The following is a 17,025-nucleotide window of genomic DNA, read 5'->3' on the forward strand; positions in this document are numbered from 1 at the left end:
ATGGATCACCGCGCAGAACAACCCGAACCCCCCGAGCGGAACGGTACGCACCACGGCGTGAGTCGCCGCGCCCTGCTCGGCACCGGAGCCGGCGCCGTGGCGGTGGGCGCGGGGCTGGGCTGGTTCGCTCGACCCGCGGTCGCCGCGATCCAGGACACCGTCACTGGCGAGGCCCACAGCGACGTCGTCGATTATTTCGGCGACCACCAAGCCGGGATCGTGACCCCCGCCCAGGACCGCTTGTGTTTCGCCGCGCTCAACGTGCTCACCGAGGACCGCGGCGAACTCGTGGACCTGCTGACCCAGTGGAGCGCAGCGTGCGCGCGCATCACCCAGGGCCTGGACGTCACCGACACGGGATTCGACGGCGGCTCCCAGTACGCCCCGCCGCAGGACACCGGTGAGGCCCACGACCTGTCCGCGGGACACCTGACGGTCACCATTGGATTCGGGCGCTCACTGTTCGTGGACGAGCACGACAAGGACCGTTTCGGGCTGCGTGACCGCATGCCCGAGGCGCTGATCGACCTGCCGCACTTTCCCGGTGACACGCTGGATCCGGCGCGCACCGGGGGAGACCTGTGCATCCAGGCGTGCGCCGACGACCCGCAAGTGGCCGTCCATGCCGTGCACAACCTGGTGCGCATGGGATTCGGAATCGTGTCCACGCGCTGGATGCAACTGGGATTCGGGCGGACCTCGTCCACGTCCAAGACCCAGAACACCCCGCGCAACCTGTTCGGTTTCAAGGACGGCACCGCCAACCTCAAGGCCGAGGACCCGCAGCTGCTCGATGATCACCTGTGGGTCCGCGACGGGTCCTGGATGGACGGCGGCACCTACCTGGTCGCCCGGCGGATCCGCATGATCATGGAAACCTGGGACCGCGAATCACTCATGGGCCAGGAGAACATCATTGGCCGCACCAAGGGCACGGGTGCGCCGCTGTCCGGGGGCGAGGAGTTCACCGCACCCGACTTCGCGATGCAGGGTGCCGGAAATCAACCGATCATCCCCAAGGATTCCCACGTGCGCTTGGCTCATCCGGAGACCAACAACGGTGTGCAGATGCTGCGCCGCGGCTACAACTACGCGGACGGCACGGACCGGTTGGGCAATATGGACGCGGGGCTGTTCTTTATCGCGATGGTCAACGACCCGCGCACCGGATACGTGCCGATCCAGAACAAACTGGCCCGTCAGGACGCGCTGGGCGAGTACCTGCGCCACACTGGGTCCGGGCTGTTCGCCGTGCCGCCCGGGATTCCGAACGAGCCCGGGGCGTACGTGGGGCAGCAGTTGTTTGAGGGACGAGCTCAAGCCGTGTGATGCTCTCGCGAGTGCGAGGTGACTGTCGAAGGGTCGCTGCCGATGAATCGGCGGCGACCCTTCTTTCAATCGTTACACGAATGGCTTTCCCCGACACAGAAGTGTCGTCGATCGAAAACATTCCCGAAATAATTCGGGGCCATAGTTCTTCTGGGGTCGCCGGTTGGATGCACAACACGAACCGGCCTCCCATGGATTCGTAGCTGGTCATACACAGAGCCTTCCACCGGATCATCACGCATCTTTCAGCTCTCGGAGCTGCCCAGAAGAAAGATCGAACACATGTCGTTAGATACTCGGACACGTCCGGACCACGAAGGATCGACAACTACCGTCTCACCAGGCACCAACGCGGACGCGCGAGCGGCCACTCGCGAGAGTCTGGAGGATTACACACTTCGGTTTGCACCGCGTTCCTACCGGAAATGGGGCGCGGGTGTGGTCGCCACGAGCGCACTCGGTGGGATTGCCTATTTGGCGGACTTCTCCATTGGCGCCAATGTCGGAATCGCGCACGGAACCACCAATGCATTGCTGGGTATTACCGTTGCCGCGTTCATCATCTTTGTCACCGGGTTGCCCCTGGCGTACTACGCGGCTCGGTACAACATTGACCTGGACCTGATTACCCGCGGTTCGGGATTCGGGTACCACGGGTCCGTGATCACCAACGTGATCTTTGCGACCTTTACGTTCATTTTCTTTGCCCTCGAAGGTTCCATCATGGCTCAGGGCCTGGAACTTGGGCTGGGTATCCCCAAACCCATCGGCTATGCGCTGTCGACCCTGCTGATCATCCCCCTGGTCATCTACGGGATGAAAACCTTGGCCACGCTGCAGGTCTGGACCACCCCGCTGTGGCTCGTGCTCATGGTGATCCCCGTGGGATATCTGGTCCTGGCCAATCCCGATTCCGTGGGTAGTTTCTTCGCGTATCAGGGTGAATCAGGCGCGGGTGCCGGGGTGAGCTTCGCCTCAGTCATGTTGGCCGCCGGCGTGTGCCTGTCACTGATCGCTCAGATCGCCGAACAGATCGACTACTTGCGATTCATGCCACCCAAGACCGATGAGAACCGTGTGGCCTGGTGGCGCGCCGTCATTCTGGCCGGCCCCGGTTGGGTGATCTTCGGCGCGATCAAGCAGATCACCGGTCTGTTCATCACGGTGTATTTGATTGCGACATTGGACCCGGCAGCCTCTGCGACCGCCAATGAACCGGTCCACCAGTTCTTGGGCGTCTACCGGGAGATGATGCCCGCGTGGCTGGCCATGACCCTGGCGGTGATCCTGGTGGTCATCTCTCAGGTGAAGATCAACGTGACCAACGCGTACTCAGGATCTCTGGCGTGGACCAACTCGTTCACCCGGGTGACCCGCACCTATCCGGGCCGCATGGTCTTCGTGGTGGTCAACTTGGCCATCGCCCTGGCACTGATGGAACTGAACATGTTCGACTTCCTCAACACCATCTTGGGCTTTTACGCCAACTGCGCCATGGCCTGGATCGTCACGGTTGCCACGGACATCGTGGTCAACAAGTACATCCTCAAACTTTCACCCAAGTACCCCGAGTTCCGTCGAGGAATGCTCTACAACTGGAATCCAGTGGGCGTGACGTCGTTGGCGCTCTCGGCGGGTATTTCCATCGCTATGTTCTTCGGCGCTTTCGGTCCGGCGGTGGCACCGTATTCGCCGATCTTCGCGGTCCTGATCGCCATGATCGTCACACCCGTCATGGCTGTGCTGACTCAGGGGCGGTACTACCTGCGGCGCGTGGATGACGGAATCGACCTGCCCATGGTTGATGCGGACGGCAACCCCTCGGACGTGACACTTACCTGTCATGTGACCGGCATGGAGTTTGAGCGCCCGGACATGCTGCTCTCCAATGAACTGGCTCCGGACGGATCCAAGCAGTACATCTCGTCCCTGGCGCTGGCCACCGACAAAACGGGGAAGTACGTGCTGCCCGCGCAACGTTGATTGCGCGAGCTGATACAAAACAAAAAGATCCCCCGGACACGTCACGTGCCCGGGGGACCTTCTACTGACAACGCGGCGGTCTTAGCTCCCGAACCGGAACTTCGCCCCCGCGTGATCCTCACGCAAGCGGGGCCCGGCCCCGCCGAAGACCTCGCGGGCCGTGCGGGAGGTAGCGGAAGCGGCGTCGTCGGCGGTCAGCACACCGCGTTCGCGCAGAACGGGCGTGACGAACCGGCCGAAGCGCTCGAAATCGGCCGGGCGCACGCACGCGTTGATGTTGAAGCCGTCCAGGTCCGCGACCTCGACCCAGCGCTGGAGCTCGTCGGCGACCTCTTCGGGGGAGCCGACGATCACGGGGCCGCGGCCGCCGACGGCCACGAACTCGGCGACTCGGCGCGGGGTCCACGCGCCCTCGGAATCCATCTTGGTGAACGAGGCCAGCGCCGACCGGTTGGCGTCCGTCTCCACGTGCTCGAGCGGGGCATCCGGGTCCGCGCTGGACAGATCTACTCCGGTCCAGCCGGCGAACAGGGCGAGCGCGGCGTCGACGTCCACGTACTGCTTATAGGACTCGAGGCGCTCGCGGGCGGCCTCGGAGGTCTCGGCCACGACCACCGCGGCGTTGGTGAAGACCTTGATCGAGCGGGGATCGCGGCCGTACTCGGCGGCGGCCTCGCGCAGACCGGCCGTCCACTTGGCGACCTGCTCGGGAGTGGGCCCGGAGAAGAACACGGCCTCCGCGTGCTTGGCCGCGAACTTCAGCCCGCGCGGGGAGGCCCCGGCCTGGAACAGGAACGGTGTGCGCTGCGGTGTTGGCGCGACCAGGGCGGGAGCCTGGACGTCGAAGTACTCGCCGGAATGCCCCGCTCCCTTGACCTTCTCGGGATCCACGACGACGCCGCTCGCGGCGTCCGCGACATAGGCATCGTCCGCGTAGGAGCCCTCCCACAGCGAGTAGACCACGTCCATGTATTCGTCGGCGCGGTCGTAACGCTGGTCGTGGGGCAGCTGCTGACCCAGGCCCAGATTGCGCGCCGCCGATTCCTGGTAGGAGGTCACCACGTTCCACGCGATCCGCCCGTCGGTCAGGGCGTCCAGGGTGGAGAAGCGGCGCGCCAGGTCATAGGGAGCCGCGTAGGTGACCGAGGCGGTCACGCCGATGGTGAGGGTGCTGGTGGCTTTGGCCAGCAACGGTGCCAGGATCAGTGGGTCCAGCTGGGGCACCTGAACGCCACCGCGCAGGGCGGCGTCCGCGGACCCGCCGTACACGTCGTAGAGTCCCAGGACATCGGCCAGGAACAGGCCGTGGAAGCCCGCGTTCTCGATGATCTGGGCCTCCCGCTCCCAGTGGGACAGTTGCGCGTAGTTGCGCGACTGGTCCTCGGGGTGGCGCCACAGTCCGGGGGACTGGTGGACGGGCACGGGCATTTCGAAGGCATTGAGCAGCAAGGGGCGGGGCAAAAGGGATCCTTTCGGGTTGGTACTGGCGCGTGTGCGGGTGGTGCCGAGTCAGTACTGAGCGATCTCGGGTGCGTCGGTCACGGTGTCCTTGGCCATGCGGCCGGTGACCACGGAGATCACGGCCAGCAGGCTCAAGTAACCGCACAGCAGCCAGGGGGAGCCGCCGGTGGCCACGAGCCACGCGGCGATCATGGGGGTCAGACCGCCGGAGAGAATGGTGCCCACCTGGTAACCCAGGGACACCCCGGAGTAGCGCAGGTGGGTGGGGAACTGCTCGGCGAACAGAGCGGCCTGAGGGCCGTAGATGCTGTCATGCAGCACGGCCATGCCGATCAGGTACACCAGCGGCAGCAAGGCCAGCGGCCCGTGGTCCAGGTAGTAGAAGTAGGGCCACACGAACACGCCGATGGCGGCCGCGGCAATGATGGAGATGCGGCGGCGTCCCACGCGGTCGGAGAGCCAGCCCCAGAACGGGCCGCCCACCAGGCCCACGGCGGCGGCGATCAGGATGGAGATCATGACCCACTGACTCGCGCCGCGCTGCTGCGTCACGTAGGTGAGCGTGTAGACGGTGAGGATGGAGAAGATGGCCGGCTGGATCATGCGTTGACCGATGCAGACGATCACGCCGCGGGTGTGCTGGGTGAGCACCTCACGCACGGGCGACGTCGCGGCGGCCTTTTCGCGCTTGACCTCTTGGAACTCCTCGGCGTCCTCGATGCCGGCGCGGATGATCAGGCCGATGATCACGAGCACTGCGGAGAACAGGAAGGGTACGCGCCAGCCCCACGCCTGGAACTGCTCGGCGGTGGTGACGCCCTGCATGATCGCGAAGAACGCGGTGGCCAAGAGCATGCCGGCCGCCGAACCCACCTGCGTGAAGGAACCGAACAGTCCGCGCAACCCCTTGGGTGCGTGTTCCACGGAGAGCACCGCGGAACCTCCCCACTCCATGCCGGCGGACAACCCTTGGGCAATGCGGCAGGCAACGAGCAGGGCCACGGCGAACCAGCCGATCTGCGAGAAGCCCGGCAGCAGCCCGATCACCGTGGTGGCCACGCCCATGATCAACAGGGACGCGACCAACAGGGCCTTGCGGCCGATCCGGTCACCCAGGTGCCCGGCAATGATGCCGCCCAGGGGCCGGAAGAAGAACGCAATGGCGAAGGTCGCGAACGAGGCAATGATCGAGCCCACGCCCGAACCCTGCGGGAAGAAATAGTGACTGAACACCAGGGCTGCGGCGGCACCGTAGAGGTAGAAGTCGTACCATTCGATGGTCGTGCCCACGAAGGACGCGGCGAGCACGCGCTTCTTGTCACGCACTGCGGATCCCACGCTCGCGAGCGCGTGATCCGTGGCGGGTTGGGTCCGCTGGGCTGATGATGAATCGGTGACCGTGGGCACCGGGGCGGTGGCGGGGGCCATGACACTCCTCATGACGGGGCGCCACGGAATGTTGGACCGGACGCCGTCCTTGCCCGCGCCGGAACTGACGGCGGGCCGAATCATCACCTGGGGCACCCCACGACAGCGTCTGAGGGTTGCCGTCCGGCCAGCCAGGGCTTCGCACCGGAACTCGTGATTCTTATGGCGACAACGTAACCACGCGCATGTCGAGCGCCACAAACGATGAAGTTTTATGACTGCTGGTCCGACGACACCTCGCACGGCACGGCCGCCGGCCGTCGCAAGGGCCACCGGAGCGTTCCGCTTATGCGTGTCGGCGACCCTTGGCACCCTCACGGTAGTCGAATAAAGTTTCGAATACACCGGGAGGGTGAACGAGTCATGACGGTACTGGCTGCGGTAAACCATACGGACCTCACGCGGAACGAGACGCACGGCGCGGTGCGGCTCGACGAGGGATGGGGGCAGCCGTGCGAGGTGCATTGCGATGCAGCGGGAGCTCCGCGCGAGCTGGTGTTTCGCGGCAGGCTGCACCGCATCACGGCCCCGCCGCAGCGCTGGTACGAACGTCGCCGCTGGTGGGAGGTGGAAGAGAGGGTTCCGCGGGAAAGCGGACAGTCCGTGGTGGATCGGCAACACTGGCGCGTCCAGGCGGCTCAGCGCGGGGCCGTGGTGCCTCGCACGCTGGAACTGGTGCGTCATGAGGTCACCGGTCAGTGGTGGCTCGTGGTTGACCAGGGGGTTTGACATTAATAGAACAAAGTTTCGAATATGAGGTATGCGTTTCCCTCATTTGCGCGTGGCCACCGCCTACAGCGCGCACTACGGCGTGGCTCGCCCCCACGAGCTCGCCCAGGTAGCGGCGTCCTACGGGGCGCAGATCCTGGCGTGCACGGACCGGGACGGCTTGTACGGGGTGGTCAAACACGTGCTGGCCTGCCAACAGCACGGGGTGGCTCCCGTGCTGGGAGTGGACCTGGCGCTGCTGGGCCCGGGAGCGGCGTCGTCGGGCAAGCACTCCCGGGCCGCCACCGGCCAGCAGGGTCAGAACGGCCGTCCCCAGCGCGGCGCCGTGCCCTCGCCCCGGGTGATCGGGCGCGTGGTGGTGCTGGCCACCGGTGGCAACGGAGGGGCCGGGTACGCGTCCCTGTGCCGGTTGGTGTCCGCGGCTCACCGTGACCACGACCACCATGGCGCCCACCCCATCGGACTGACCCGGGAACAGATCGCCCGCCACGTACACCGCGCGGCGGGCGGGGCAGCCCCCGGCCTGGTGGTGCTCACGGGCCCGGACTCGGACGTGGGATCTCTGCTGGCCCGGCGCCGTTACCGGGCCGCGCGCACGGCCCTGCGCGCGTGGCAGCGCGTACTACCGGCAGGATGCCTCATCGTGGAGACCGCAACCCACCTGGCACCGCAGGGCAGCACCCTCAGCACCGGTCACGCCGTGCGGATGCTCACCGTGGGGCGTGAGGCCGGGCTGCCCGTGATCCTCACCAACGCCGTGCGCTACGCCCACCCCGGGCAAGCCGTCACCGCGGACGTGCTGGATGCCGCTCGCACCCTGCTGTCCCTGGGGGAGCTGGCCGGTTCGGACCCCGGGGTACTGCAACCCACGGGGCAGGGTTGGCTCAAAGACACCGCGCAGATGACCCGGCTCGCCCACGAGATCTCCTCGGCCGCAAACCTGGGTGTCTCCGGGGCCGCGCACCTGCTCGCGGACACCTACCGGCTGGCCGAACGCTGCAGCCAGGACCCCGTCACGGACCTGCACGTGGGACAGCCCGTGATCCCTGAGGCCTCTGTCATCGGTCTCAGCGGGGACCCCGATGCCCAACTCAGAACCCGCTGCTACACCGGCCTGGAACGCTTCCACTCCCACCAGAACTGGGACCGCACCGTCCCTGGCCTGAGCGGGGAATCGCTGCGCTCGCGGATGGAGCGTGAGCTGGACGTGATCGCGCAGTTGGGGTTTGCCGGGTACTTCCTGACCGTCTCGGAGGTCTCCGACCTGATGACCCGGCTGAAGGTCCGGCACGCGGCACGCGGGTCGGCGGTGTCGTCCCTGGTGGTGCACCTGCTGGGAATCTCCCCTGTGGACCCGCTCGAATACGACCTGGTGTTCGAACGCTTCCTCTCACCGCGGCGTAGCACCTTGCCGGACATCGACATCGACATGGAGAGCGCGCAACGGCACAGGATCTACCGCGAGATCTTCCAGCGCTTCGGCAGCAGTCGGGTCACGCTCATGAGCATGCAGAATGCCTACCGTTCCAGGGGCGCCGTGCGGGATGCCGGGTTGGCCCTGGGGCTGGGGCAGGAGATCGTGGACCATATTGCGGAGCAACTGTGGCGGGTCCCGGGGGCCACCCTGCGCGAAGAAATCGCCCAGCGCCCCGAACTGACTCGTCTGGCCGATGAGCTCAAGGCCAACCGGCAGCTGGACCTGCTGGTGGATCTGACCGAGCGCCTGGACCGGCTGCCCCGCCACATCTCCATGCACCCGTGCGGGGTGATCCTCTCGGACGCGACCCTGTTGAACCGCACGCCGGTGCAGGCCAGTGGCATCGAGTTGCCCATGTCCCAGTTCGACAAACACGACATGGACCCCATGGGCCTGATCAAGCTCGACATCCTGGGCGTGCGCATGCAATCCACCCTGGCCTACGCGGTCCAGGAAGTAGCACGGATGGAACCCGAGCGCCCCGCCCCGGACCTGGACGCCATACCCCGCGACGACCCGGACACCTTCCGGCTCATCAGCTCCACCCACACCCTGGGGTGCTTCCAGATCGAATCCCCGGGACAGCGCGAACTGATCGGCACCATGGGCCCGGAGGAATTCAACGACTTGATCGTGGACATCTCCCTGTTCCGCCCCGGGCCCATGCAGGCGTCCATGGTGCGCCCCTACCTCAACTCCCGCCACGGCTGGAGCACCCCCGAATATCCCCACCCGGACCTGGTGGACATCCTCAGGGAGACCCGCGGGGTGGCCGTCTACCACGAGCAGATCATGCGCATGATGGACCGGATGACCGGTTGCGGACTGGCCACCGCGGATGAATGGCGGCGCAGGCTCGGCTCGGACACCGAACAACGCGTGGAGGACACCTTCCGCAGCGGGGCGCTCGCCCGCGGCTACGACGCGCAGACCGTGGACAAGGTGTGGGGCATCCTGCACGCGTTCGGCAGCTTCGGGTTCTGCAAGGCCCACGGCGTGGCCTTCGCCGTACCCACCTACCAGTCCGCATGGTTGAAAACCCACCACCCGGAAGCCTTCATGGCCGGGGTCTGGGAACACGACCCGGGCATGTACCCGGCCCGGTTGCTCGTGGGGGAGGCCCGGCGCATGGGGATCCCCGTGCTCGGCCCGGACATCAACCGCAGCGTGGACCACCACCGCATTGAACCCGTGAGCCCCCGACCGGGCACCGTGGAACCCGGAGACCTGGACGAGGGCATCCCCTACACCCGCGGCGGCGCCTGGGGGATCCGCATGTCCCTCACCAGCATCACCGGAATCAGCGGCACGGAAATCGAACGGATCGTGGCCGGTCAGCCCTACACCACCCTCACGGATGTGCGCACCCGGGCCAGGCCCTCCCGGCGGAGCCTGCAACGACTGGCCTCGGCCGGGGCCCTGGACAGTCTCCTGAACATCTCCGGCGCCCGCGCCTCCCGCACCGACCTGGTGACCCACCTGACCCGGCGGGCCGATCGACCGGCCACCTCCCGCAGTACCTCCGCCAAGGGCCAACCCGGCCCCGGCCAACTGAGCCTTCCACTGGGGGACCTGGAACTGACCGGGCTGCCGCCGGAACAACCCGAACCCAGCACCGAGGAAAAAGTGCGCGCGGAACTGGACACCATGAACATCGAGGTCTCCGCCCACCTCATGGACGGCCACGCCGCCATCATGCGCTCCTACGGGGTCACCCGTGCGGAGGATCTGCTGGGATTGCGCAGCGGCACCGAAGTAGTGGTGGCAGGGGTGCGGGTCTCCACCATGACCCCGCCCATGCGCAGCGGTAAACGCGTGGTGTTCATCTCCGTGGACGACGGCTCGGGTGCGGTGGACTGCACCTTCTTCGACGAAGCGCAGGCCCTGTCCGGCCCCGTGCTGTTCGCCCCCACCATGCTCCTGATCCACGGCCACACCCGCCGCACCGGCCCCCGGGGCATCGGCGTGCAAGCGGTGCGCGCATGGGACATGGCCCACCCGGAGACACTGCCCGATCCCACCACGGTGCTGGGTTCCCACCCCAAACCCAACCGTGCGCCTGCACGAAACCCCCAGGTCACGGCCTCTTAACGCACGCTCCCTACGGTGTGAGTCATCAGCCGCCCACGGCAGCCAGGATTTCCTCACACCAGGAGCGCGACATGTCCGAGAACACCTCCCGCCCCAGCCGCCGGACCCTGATCACCGGAGGCAGCGCGCTCGCCGCTGCAGGGGCCCTCAGCGCCTTACCCACCGCCGCCCAGGCGGCACCGGCAACGGTGGCCCAGCGTCACGGACGGGGACACGGTCAGATACCGCTGTCCTTCGGTGGGAACGGCACGTTCAAGATCGTCCAGTTCAACGACACCCAGGACGGCCCGCGCACCAATCGGGAGGTCAAGCAGGCCATCAACAACGTGGTGCTGCCCATGGAATCCCGGGGCATCAAGTGGGCCGTGACGTTCGGCAACCACGAAGAGGACTCCACTGAGGACAACGGCACGAGCATGTACGAACCCCAGTTGGTCGAGTTCGTACGGCAGTACAAGCACAACCTCAACCCCGGTGACGACCAGAAAGTCTTCGGCTCATCCAACGCCCAGTTGTTGATTCGCGCCTCCCGGGGTAACACCCCGGCCTTCGCCGTGTGGCTGCTGGATTCCGGCCGCTACGCGGAGGATAAGCCCGGCGGCCAGGATCGCGAGGGACTCATGGGCTACGACTGGATCCGCCCCCAGCAGATCCGCTGGTACAACGACCTCTCTGCGGAAACCGAACGCCGCTACGGGAAGAAGATCCCGGGTCTCATGTACTTCCACATCCCCACGTGGGAGCACCACCACATGTGGTACGGCCAGCAGTTCACCTCCGACGACGAAGGCCACGCGGCCGCGGTGAAGCGCCACGGCATCGTGGGGGAGAAGCACGAGAACGTCTACACCGGCATGATCAACTCCGGTATCTACGCCGCAGCCAAGGAACGCGGCGACATCCTGGGCATGTACTGCGGTCACGATCACATCAACACCTACATGGGAAACTACTTCGGCATCGAACTCGGGTACGGGCCGGGAACGGGCTTCGGCACGTACGGTCTCAACGACGGCACCCGGGATCAACACACCCTGCGCGGTGCCCGAGTGTTCGAGCTCAACGAGCGCACCGAACGCGTGTACACGGGCACCCGCTTGATTTTCGCCAAGGACCTCGGCATCGATATGGCCCCCGAAACCCAGCCCATCGACCGTCCCGAGCGCTTCCCGCGCTATGTACGCGGCTGAGTGCTACGCCGACGGCGCTCGCGAATCCCTGGTACCGCCGCGGACCGGACCAAACCGTGGCGCGGTACGCGGCGGCGTCGTGGGCGGGAACAGCTGTGGGAGACTGTGAAGCATGGCGAAACACACCGGTAGCGGGGACCTTTTTCAGACCGTGGATCAGGTCACGGAGGAGGCCATCAACATTGGCTACCGGTGGGAGCAGAGGCTGCACCGGTGGCGGCAAGCGCGCGCCGAGCAGCGCGGTGACATTCCCACCATGCTCGCCTTCGACGGCTACGGCAGCACCCGGCACGTCCGCGTGCTGGGACGTGTGCTGCTCAAGACCCGGCAATTGATCGCGGCCACCGACGACTCCGCCGAGTTCATCCGTGGCTGGCGTTCCTTCACCTCCATTCCGCTGGCCTTCGCCCATGTGAACGTGTGGCTGGGGGATCACGAGTTCCATCTGGTGGCCGACAAGGGCGGCGTGATCGACGTGGACCTGCAGGTGAGCATGGAGCCGGGTGTCTACACCGTCTACATGCAGACCGACGGGTCCGAGGTCACCGAGGCCAGGGTCACCATCGTCTCGGAGACCCAAAATATCGGTGTGGTCTCCGACGTGGACGACACCGTCATGGTCACCGCGCTGCCGCGTCCCATGCTGGCGGCGTGGAACTCGTTCGTGCTCAACGAGCACGCCCGCACCCCCACCCCGGGCATGGCGGTGCTCATGGAGCGGCTGCGCAACCACCACCCCGAGGCGCCGTTCCTCTACCTCTCGACCGGCGCGTGGAACGTGGCACCCACGTTGCGCCGGTTCCTGAGCCGCAACGCCTACCCGGCCGGGACGCTGCTGCTGACCGACTGGGGCCCCACCACGGACCGCTGGTTCCGCTCCGGCGCCCAGCACAAGGTGCAGAACCTGCAACGGCTGGCCAAGAATTTTCCGCACGTGCGGTGGATCCTGATCGGCGACGACGGTCAGCACGACCCACAGATCTACTCCGGTTTCGCGCAGCGTCACCCCGAGTCCGTGGCGGCCATTGTGATTCGCAACCTGTCGCCCACCGAAGCCGTGTTGGCGGCCGGTGCCCGCGCCACCGAGGATCGTACGGTGTCGGTTCCGGAAGGCACCCTGTGGATCGAGGGCAACGACGGCGCATCCATCTCCTCCCAGCTCCAGGAAGCCGGCCTGCTATAGGGGTCACCTGACACCGAAACCGGCGTGTCGAGGACGATCTCGACACGCCGGTTTTTTAATTTTTGGGTGTGTTCATTGCCCCCTCGGTTGTCCACAGGGCGGGCCAGTTCCGCGTGTTCTCGCGCCCATTTCGGCACCGGCCTGTGGACAGTGCGGGGATAACCGAGAGACAGCTGTGGATTAAGGCCACCACATCATCTTGGGGCCACTTACTTTGTCTGACACTAGATGTAGTATTGACGCAGTCATACAGAGCACTTGACGCAACCAGCGGCGACACATCACATGTGTCACGATCACCGCGGAAGCGCAGTACTCCCACCACTAGCTTTCGAGGGGATTGGGATATGTCCGTCACCGTGTACTCCAAGCCGTCATGCGTCCAGTGCAACGCCACCTACCGAGCCCTCACCAAGAAGGGCATCGATTACACCGTGGTCGATGTGACTGAGGACCAGGACGCTTACCAGCACGTGGTGAGCCTGGGTTACCAGCAGGTCCCCGTTGTGGAAACCGCCCAGGATCACTGGTCCGGTTACCGCCCGGACAAGATCAACTCCTTGGCTGTTCTGCTCTCCGCCTGAGGGCGATAGCGATAAATCCGCAGCCGTCGAAAAACTCGGCGCCCGCCCGCGAACCGTCGCGGCAGCGTCGAAATTTTCCCCCGCACCGTAGCCCGCCAGCCAGAATCGAAGTGACACGCCATGAGCACTTTGGCCACCGTGTTGGCCGCGGCTCAAGAACGCGAAAACCATCGACGCGTCGTCACCGCGGGGGAGGAATCCCCCCTGGTGGTGTACTTCTCCTCGGTCACCCGCAACACCGACCGGTTCATCCAGAAACTTCCGGTCAGGTCCTTACGGTTACCGTTGAAGACGTCCGAACCCACCCCCGAGCTCACTGAGCCGTTCGTGTTGGCCCTACCCAGTTACGGCAGACCCGGTGGCGCCGGATCGGTTCCCCCCCAGGTTGTGAAATTCCTCAACCAGCCCGTCAACCGCCAGCACCTTATGGGTGTCATAGGCGCGGGAAATACTAATTTCGGATCACTGTTCTGCGTAGCCGCGGAAAAAGTGGCCGTGAAATGTCAAGTGCCTCTGCTCTACAAGTTCGAACTCATGGGCACCGATCAAGACGTAGAACAAGTCACACAAGGATTGGACAAGTTTTGGCAAGCATCCATGCAGCCCCGGGACTGAGCGTTGAACCGGGCCACGAAGATCCCACCTGCCCCGAGCGTTACCGCGGCTTGGGCTATCACGAGCTCAATGCTCTGCTGAACTTGTACGACGCCAACGGTCAGATCCAGTTCGAAGCTGATCAGCAGGCCGCGCGCCAGTACTTCTTGCAGCACGTCAACAACAACACCGTGTTCTTCCACGACCTGGAAGAGAAGCTCAAGTACCTGGTGGATCACCAGTACTACGAGGCAGAGGTGCTGGACAAGTACAGCTTCGAGTTCATCAAGAAGCTCTCCAAGCAGGCCTACGCCCGTAAGTTCCGTTTCCAGACGTTCCTGGGCGCGTTCAAGTTCTACACCTCCTACACGCTCAAGACCTTTGACGGTCAGCGCTACCTGGAGCGTTTCGAGGACCGCGTGGTCATGGTGTCGCTGTACCTGGCTGACGGTGACGAGGCCCTGGCCGAGCAGCTCGTGGCGGAAATCATCACGGGCCGATTCCAGCCCGCGACTCCCACGTTCCTCAACGCCGGCAAGAAGCAGCGCGGTGAACTCGTCTCGTGCTTCCTGCTGCGCTTCGAGGACAACATGGAGTCCATCGGCCGCAACATCAACTCCGCGCTGCAGCTGTCCAAGCGCGGCGGTGGTGTGGCGTTCGCCCTGACCAACCTGCGTGAATCCGGCGCGCCCATCAAGAAGATCGAGAACCAGTCCTCGGGTGTGATCCCCGTGATGAAGCTGCTGGAGGACTCCTTCTCCTACGCCAATCAGTTGGGTGCCCGGCAGGGTGCCGGTGCCGTGTACCTGCACGCCCACCACCCGGACATCTACAACTTCTTGGACACCAAGCGCGAGAACGCTGACGAGAAGATCCGCATCAAAACCCTGTCCCTGGGGGTGGTCATTCCGGACATCACGTTCGAGCTGGCCAAAAAAGACCAGGACATGTACCTGTTCTCCCCGTACGACGTGGAGCGCATTTACGGTGTGCCCTTCTCGGACGTGAACGTGACCGAGAAGTATCACGAGATGGTCGCGGACTCCCGGATCCACAAGCGCAAGATCAACGCCCGCGAGTTCTTCCAGACGCTGGCCGAGGTGCAGTTCGAGTCCGGTTACCCGTACGTGATGTTCGAGGACACCGTCAACAAGGCCAACCCCGTGGCGGGCAAGATCATCATGTCCAACCTGTGCTCCGAGATCCTGCAGGTCTCCGAACCCTCGGTGTACAACGAGGACCTGACCTACGCCGAGGTGGGCAAGGACATCTCGTGCAACCTGGGCTCCATGAACATTGCCATGGCCATGGAATCGGAGAACTTCGCGTCGACCATCGAGACCGCCATTCGCGGTCTGACGGCGGTGTCGGACATGTCTAACATCGATTCCGTGCCCTCCATTCGCCGCGGCAACAACATGTCGCACGCGGTCGGTCTGGGGCAGATGAACCTGCACGGCTACCTGGCCAAGGAACACATCTACTACGGGTCCGAAGAGGGCATCGACTTCACCAACATGTACTTCTACGCGGTCACCTACCACGCCATTCGCGCGTCCAACCTGATCGCCAAGGAGCGCGGTGAGTCCTTCGAGGGATTCGAGAACTCCAAGTACGCGTCGGGCGAGTACTTCGACAAGTACACGGACCGGGCATGGGAGCCGGCCACGGCACGGGTGCGTGAGTTGTTCGAACGGGCCGGAATTGCCCTCCCCACGCAGGAGGATTGGCGTGAGCTCAAGGCCAAGGTCATGGCGGACGGCATGTACAACCAGAATCTGCAGGCCGTGCCGCCCACCGGTTCCATCTCGTACATCAACAACTCCACGTCTTCCATTCACCCGATCGCCTCGCGCATCGAGATCCGCAAGGAAGGCAAGCTGGGTCGCGTGTACTATCCGGCACCGTTCATGACCAATGAGAACCTGGAGTACTTCCAGGACGCATACGAGGTCGGATACGAGAAGATCATCGACACCTACGCCGCTGCCACTCAGCACGTGGACCAGGGCCTGTCGCTCACCCTGTTCTTCAAGGACACCGCCACGACCCGCGACGTCAATCGCGCTCAGATTTACGCGTGGCGCAAGGGCATCAAGACCATGTACTACTCGCGCATCCGCCAGCTCGCGCTGGAAGGCACCGAGATCGAAGGCTGCGTCTCCTGCATGCTCTGACAGAGGTGGGTCGGCCCTGACCGGTTGATCGCTCACGCGCAATGTCCCGCCCCGCTCGGACCACTCGTTCGAGCGGGGCGGTTTCCTCTGAGCGGGGGTTCACCGGTAGCTCAACAATCCCTGGCTGACAAGGCCGACCGGGAGCCGCTTCGGGTGGAGAACGGCCAATCGATCCCGCTGCGGGAGTACATGGCAAACGGCCTGCGAGACGCGGTGGTTGCGGGTGAGTCGACCGAGGTGAGCGCCGCGGACGTGCTGGGGTGCACGACGTCGCCGGCGGAGCCACAGGTCGACCGTGCCCCGGGGCCGGATAAGGCTTGCGCGGTCGTCAGGCGCACGCGCGACCCCGGGCTCCCTGCGTAGTCACTGAGGTCAGGGCGCATCCGCTCGTCATGGGTGCCGTTAGAACCCTCCGACGCACCAGATGGACCCTGAGAGCCTTGCCGGCCACGGGAGAGGGCTGCAACGAGCCATGAGATGCAAGGTGGGGTTCGCAGGGCGCCGCAGCTGCCGGGGGAGTCCGGGGATGCGAAAACCCCGGCACATCCGTACCGGGGTTTTGCTGTGGTGCGCGATACTGGGATCGAACCAGTGACCTCTTCCGTGTCAGGGAAGCGCGCTACCGCTGCGCCAATCGCGCTCAAACGTACTCGCCGAGCGAGGGTGGTTGGAGCCGAGGTGGAGACGGGATTCGAACCCGCGTAGACGGCTTTGCAGGCCGCTGCCTAACCACTCGGCCACCCCACCGGGACCAGATCCTTGGAGGACAGGGTCTCAGGTCTCGACATGGTTGTCGATT

At 65.0% G+C, this 17,025-nt stretch carries 11 protein-coding genes, 2 tRNA genes and 1 riboswitch; of the genes, 9 read left to right on the forward strand and 4 right to left on the reverse strand.

Features of this window, described 5'->3' with window-relative positions; translation table 11 throughout:
- Positions 1 to 1,329: an iron uptake transporter deferrochelatase/peroxidase subunit gene (gene efeB, locus AC3ENJ_RS01340; protein WP_431812811.1), complete on the forward strand. Its 1,329-nt coding sequence runs from the start codon at positions 1 to 3 to the stop codon at positions 1,327 to 1,329.
- Between the two features lie 282 nt (positions 1,330 to 1,611).
- Complete coding sequence (locus AC3ENJ_RS01345) at positions 1,612 to 3,312, forward strand: purine-cytosine permease family protein (RefSeq protein ID WP_254049382.1); 1,701 nt, start codon at positions 1,612 to 1,614, stop codon at positions 3,310 to 3,312.
- Positions 3,313 to 3,393: 81 nt separating this feature from the next.
- Here AC3ENJ_RS01345 and AC3ENJ_RS01350 read toward each other — a convergent pair whose 3' ends face one another.
- Positions 3,394 to 4,773 carry an NtaA/DmoA family FMN-dependent monooxygenase gene (locus tag AC3ENJ_RS01350; protein ID WP_431812812.1) on the reverse strand — a complete coding sequence of 460 codons (1,380 nt, stop codon included), beginning with the start codon at positions 4,771 to 4,773 and terminating at the stop codon, positions 3,394 to 3,396.
- A gap of 48 nt (positions 4,774 to 4,821) precedes the next feature.
- A complete protein-coding gene (locus AC3ENJ_RS01355) occupies positions 4,822 to 6,201 on the reverse strand; it encodes an MFS transporter (RefSeq protein WP_315277445.1) in 1,380 nt (459 codons plus the stop codon).
- Positions 6,202 to 6,241: 40 nt separating this feature from the next.
- Positions 6,242 to 6,360: riboswitch (SAM riboswitch) on the reverse strand.
- A 204-nt stretch (positions 6,361 to 6,564) separates the two neighbouring features.
- On the opposite strand from AC3ENJ_RS01355, the gene AC3ENJ_RS01360 reads away from it, so the two are divergent.
- From AC3ENJ_RS01360 to nrdE, 7 genes are all read left to right on the forward strand, one after another.
- On the forward strand, positions 6,565 to 6,930 hold the full coding sequence (locus tag AC3ENJ_RS01360; RefSeq protein ID WP_190780283.1) for a DUF6504 family protein: 366 nt from the start codon (positions 6,565 to 6,567) through the stop codon (positions 6,928 to 6,930).
- 31 nt (positions 6,931 to 6,961) lie between these two features.
- A complete protein-coding gene (locus AC3ENJ_RS01365) occupies positions 6,962 to 10,498 on the forward strand; it encodes a DNA polymerase III subunit alpha (protein ID WP_431812813.1) in 3,537 nt (1,178 codons plus the stop codon).
- A gap of 71 nt (positions 10,499 to 10,569) precedes the next feature.
- Entirely contained in the window at positions 10,570 to 11,688 is a 1,119-nt protein-coding gene (locus AC3ENJ_RS01370; RefSeq protein WP_431812814.1) for a metallophosphoesterase family protein, read from the forward strand.
- 112 nt (positions 11,689 to 11,800) lie between these two features.
- Positions 11,801 to 12,871, forward strand: coding sequence for an App1 family protein phosphatidate phosphatase (locus tag AC3ENJ_RS01375; RefSeq protein WP_190807203.1), 1,071 nt, complete (start codon positions 11,801 to 11,803; stop codon positions 12,869 to 12,871).
- 347 nt (positions 12,872 to 13,218) lie between these two features.
- Positions 13,219 to 13,455 (forward strand): glutaredoxin-like protein NrdH, encoded by a 237-nt coding sequence (nrdH, locus tag AC3ENJ_RS01380; protein WP_190780287.1) that lies wholly within the window; start codon positions 13,219 to 13,221, stop codon positions 13,453 to 13,455.
- Positions 13,456 to 13,575: 120 nt separating this feature from the next.
- Positions 13,576 to 14,070, forward strand: a complete 495-nt coding sequence (nrdI, locus tag AC3ENJ_RS01385) for a class Ib ribonucleoside-diphosphate reductase assembly flavoprotein NrdI (RefSeq protein WP_431812815.1) — start codon at positions 13,576 to 13,578, stop codon at positions 14,068 to 14,070.
- Complete coding sequence (gene nrdE, locus AC3ENJ_RS01390) at positions 14,040 to 16,226, forward strand: class 1b ribonucleoside-diphosphate reductase subunit alpha (RefSeq protein WP_431812816.1); 2,187 nt, start codon at positions 14,040 to 14,042, stop codon at positions 16,224 to 16,226. Before nrdI ends, nrdE begins: the two co-directional genes overlap by 31 nt.
- A gap of 565 nt (positions 16,227 to 16,791) precedes the next feature.
- Here the strand turns inward: nrdE and AC3ENJ_RS01395 are convergent.
- Positions 16,792 to 16,866 (reverse strand) — tRNA-Val (locus AC3ENJ_RS01395).
- A gap of 36 nt (positions 16,867 to 16,902) precedes the next feature.
- Positions 16,903 to 16,973 (reverse strand) — tRNA-Cys (locus AC3ENJ_RS01400).
- Positions 16,974 to 17,025: the final 52 nt, after the last annotated feature.

Source organism: Kocuria sp. cx-455, assembly GCF_057707085.1.

Excerpts from the sequence above, each read along its gene's own strand:
- AC3ENJ_RS01345 (WP_254049382.1), top strand. The coding sequence starts at position 1,612 with ATGTCGTTAGATACTCGGACACGTCCGGACCACGAAGGATCGACAACT.
- efeB (WP_431812811.1), top strand. The coding sequence starts at position 1 with ATGGATCACCGCGCAGAACAACCCGAACCCCCCGAGCGGAACGGTACG.
- AC3ENJ_RS01360 (WP_190780283.1), top strand. The coding sequence starts at position 6,565 with ATGACGGTACTGGCTGCGGTAAACCATACGGACCTCACGCGGAACGAG.
- AC3ENJ_RS01365 (WP_431812813.1), top strand. The coding sequence starts at position 6,962 with ATGCGTTTCCCTCATTTGCGCGTGGCCACCGCCTACAGCGCGCACTAC.
- AC3ENJ_RS01355 (WP_315277445.1), bottom strand. The coding sequence starts at position 6,201 with ATGGCCCCCGCCACCGCCCCGGTGCCCACGGTCACCGATTCATCATCA.
- nrdH (WP_190780287.1), top strand. The coding sequence starts at position 13,219 with ATGTCCGTCACCGTGTACTCCAAGCCGTCATGCGTCCAGTGCAACGCC.
- nrdI (WP_431812815.1), top strand. The coding sequence starts at position 13,576 with ATGAGCACTTTGGCCACCGTGTTGGCCGCGGCTCAAGAACGCGAAAAC.
- AC3ENJ_RS01370 (WP_431812814.1), top strand. The coding sequence starts at position 10,570 with ATGTCCGAGAACACCTCCCGCCCCAGCCGCCGGACCCTGATCACCGGA.
- AC3ENJ_RS01375 (WP_190807203.1), top strand. The coding sequence starts at position 11,801 with ATGGCGAAACACACCGGTAGCGGGGACCTTTTTCAGACCGTGGATCAG.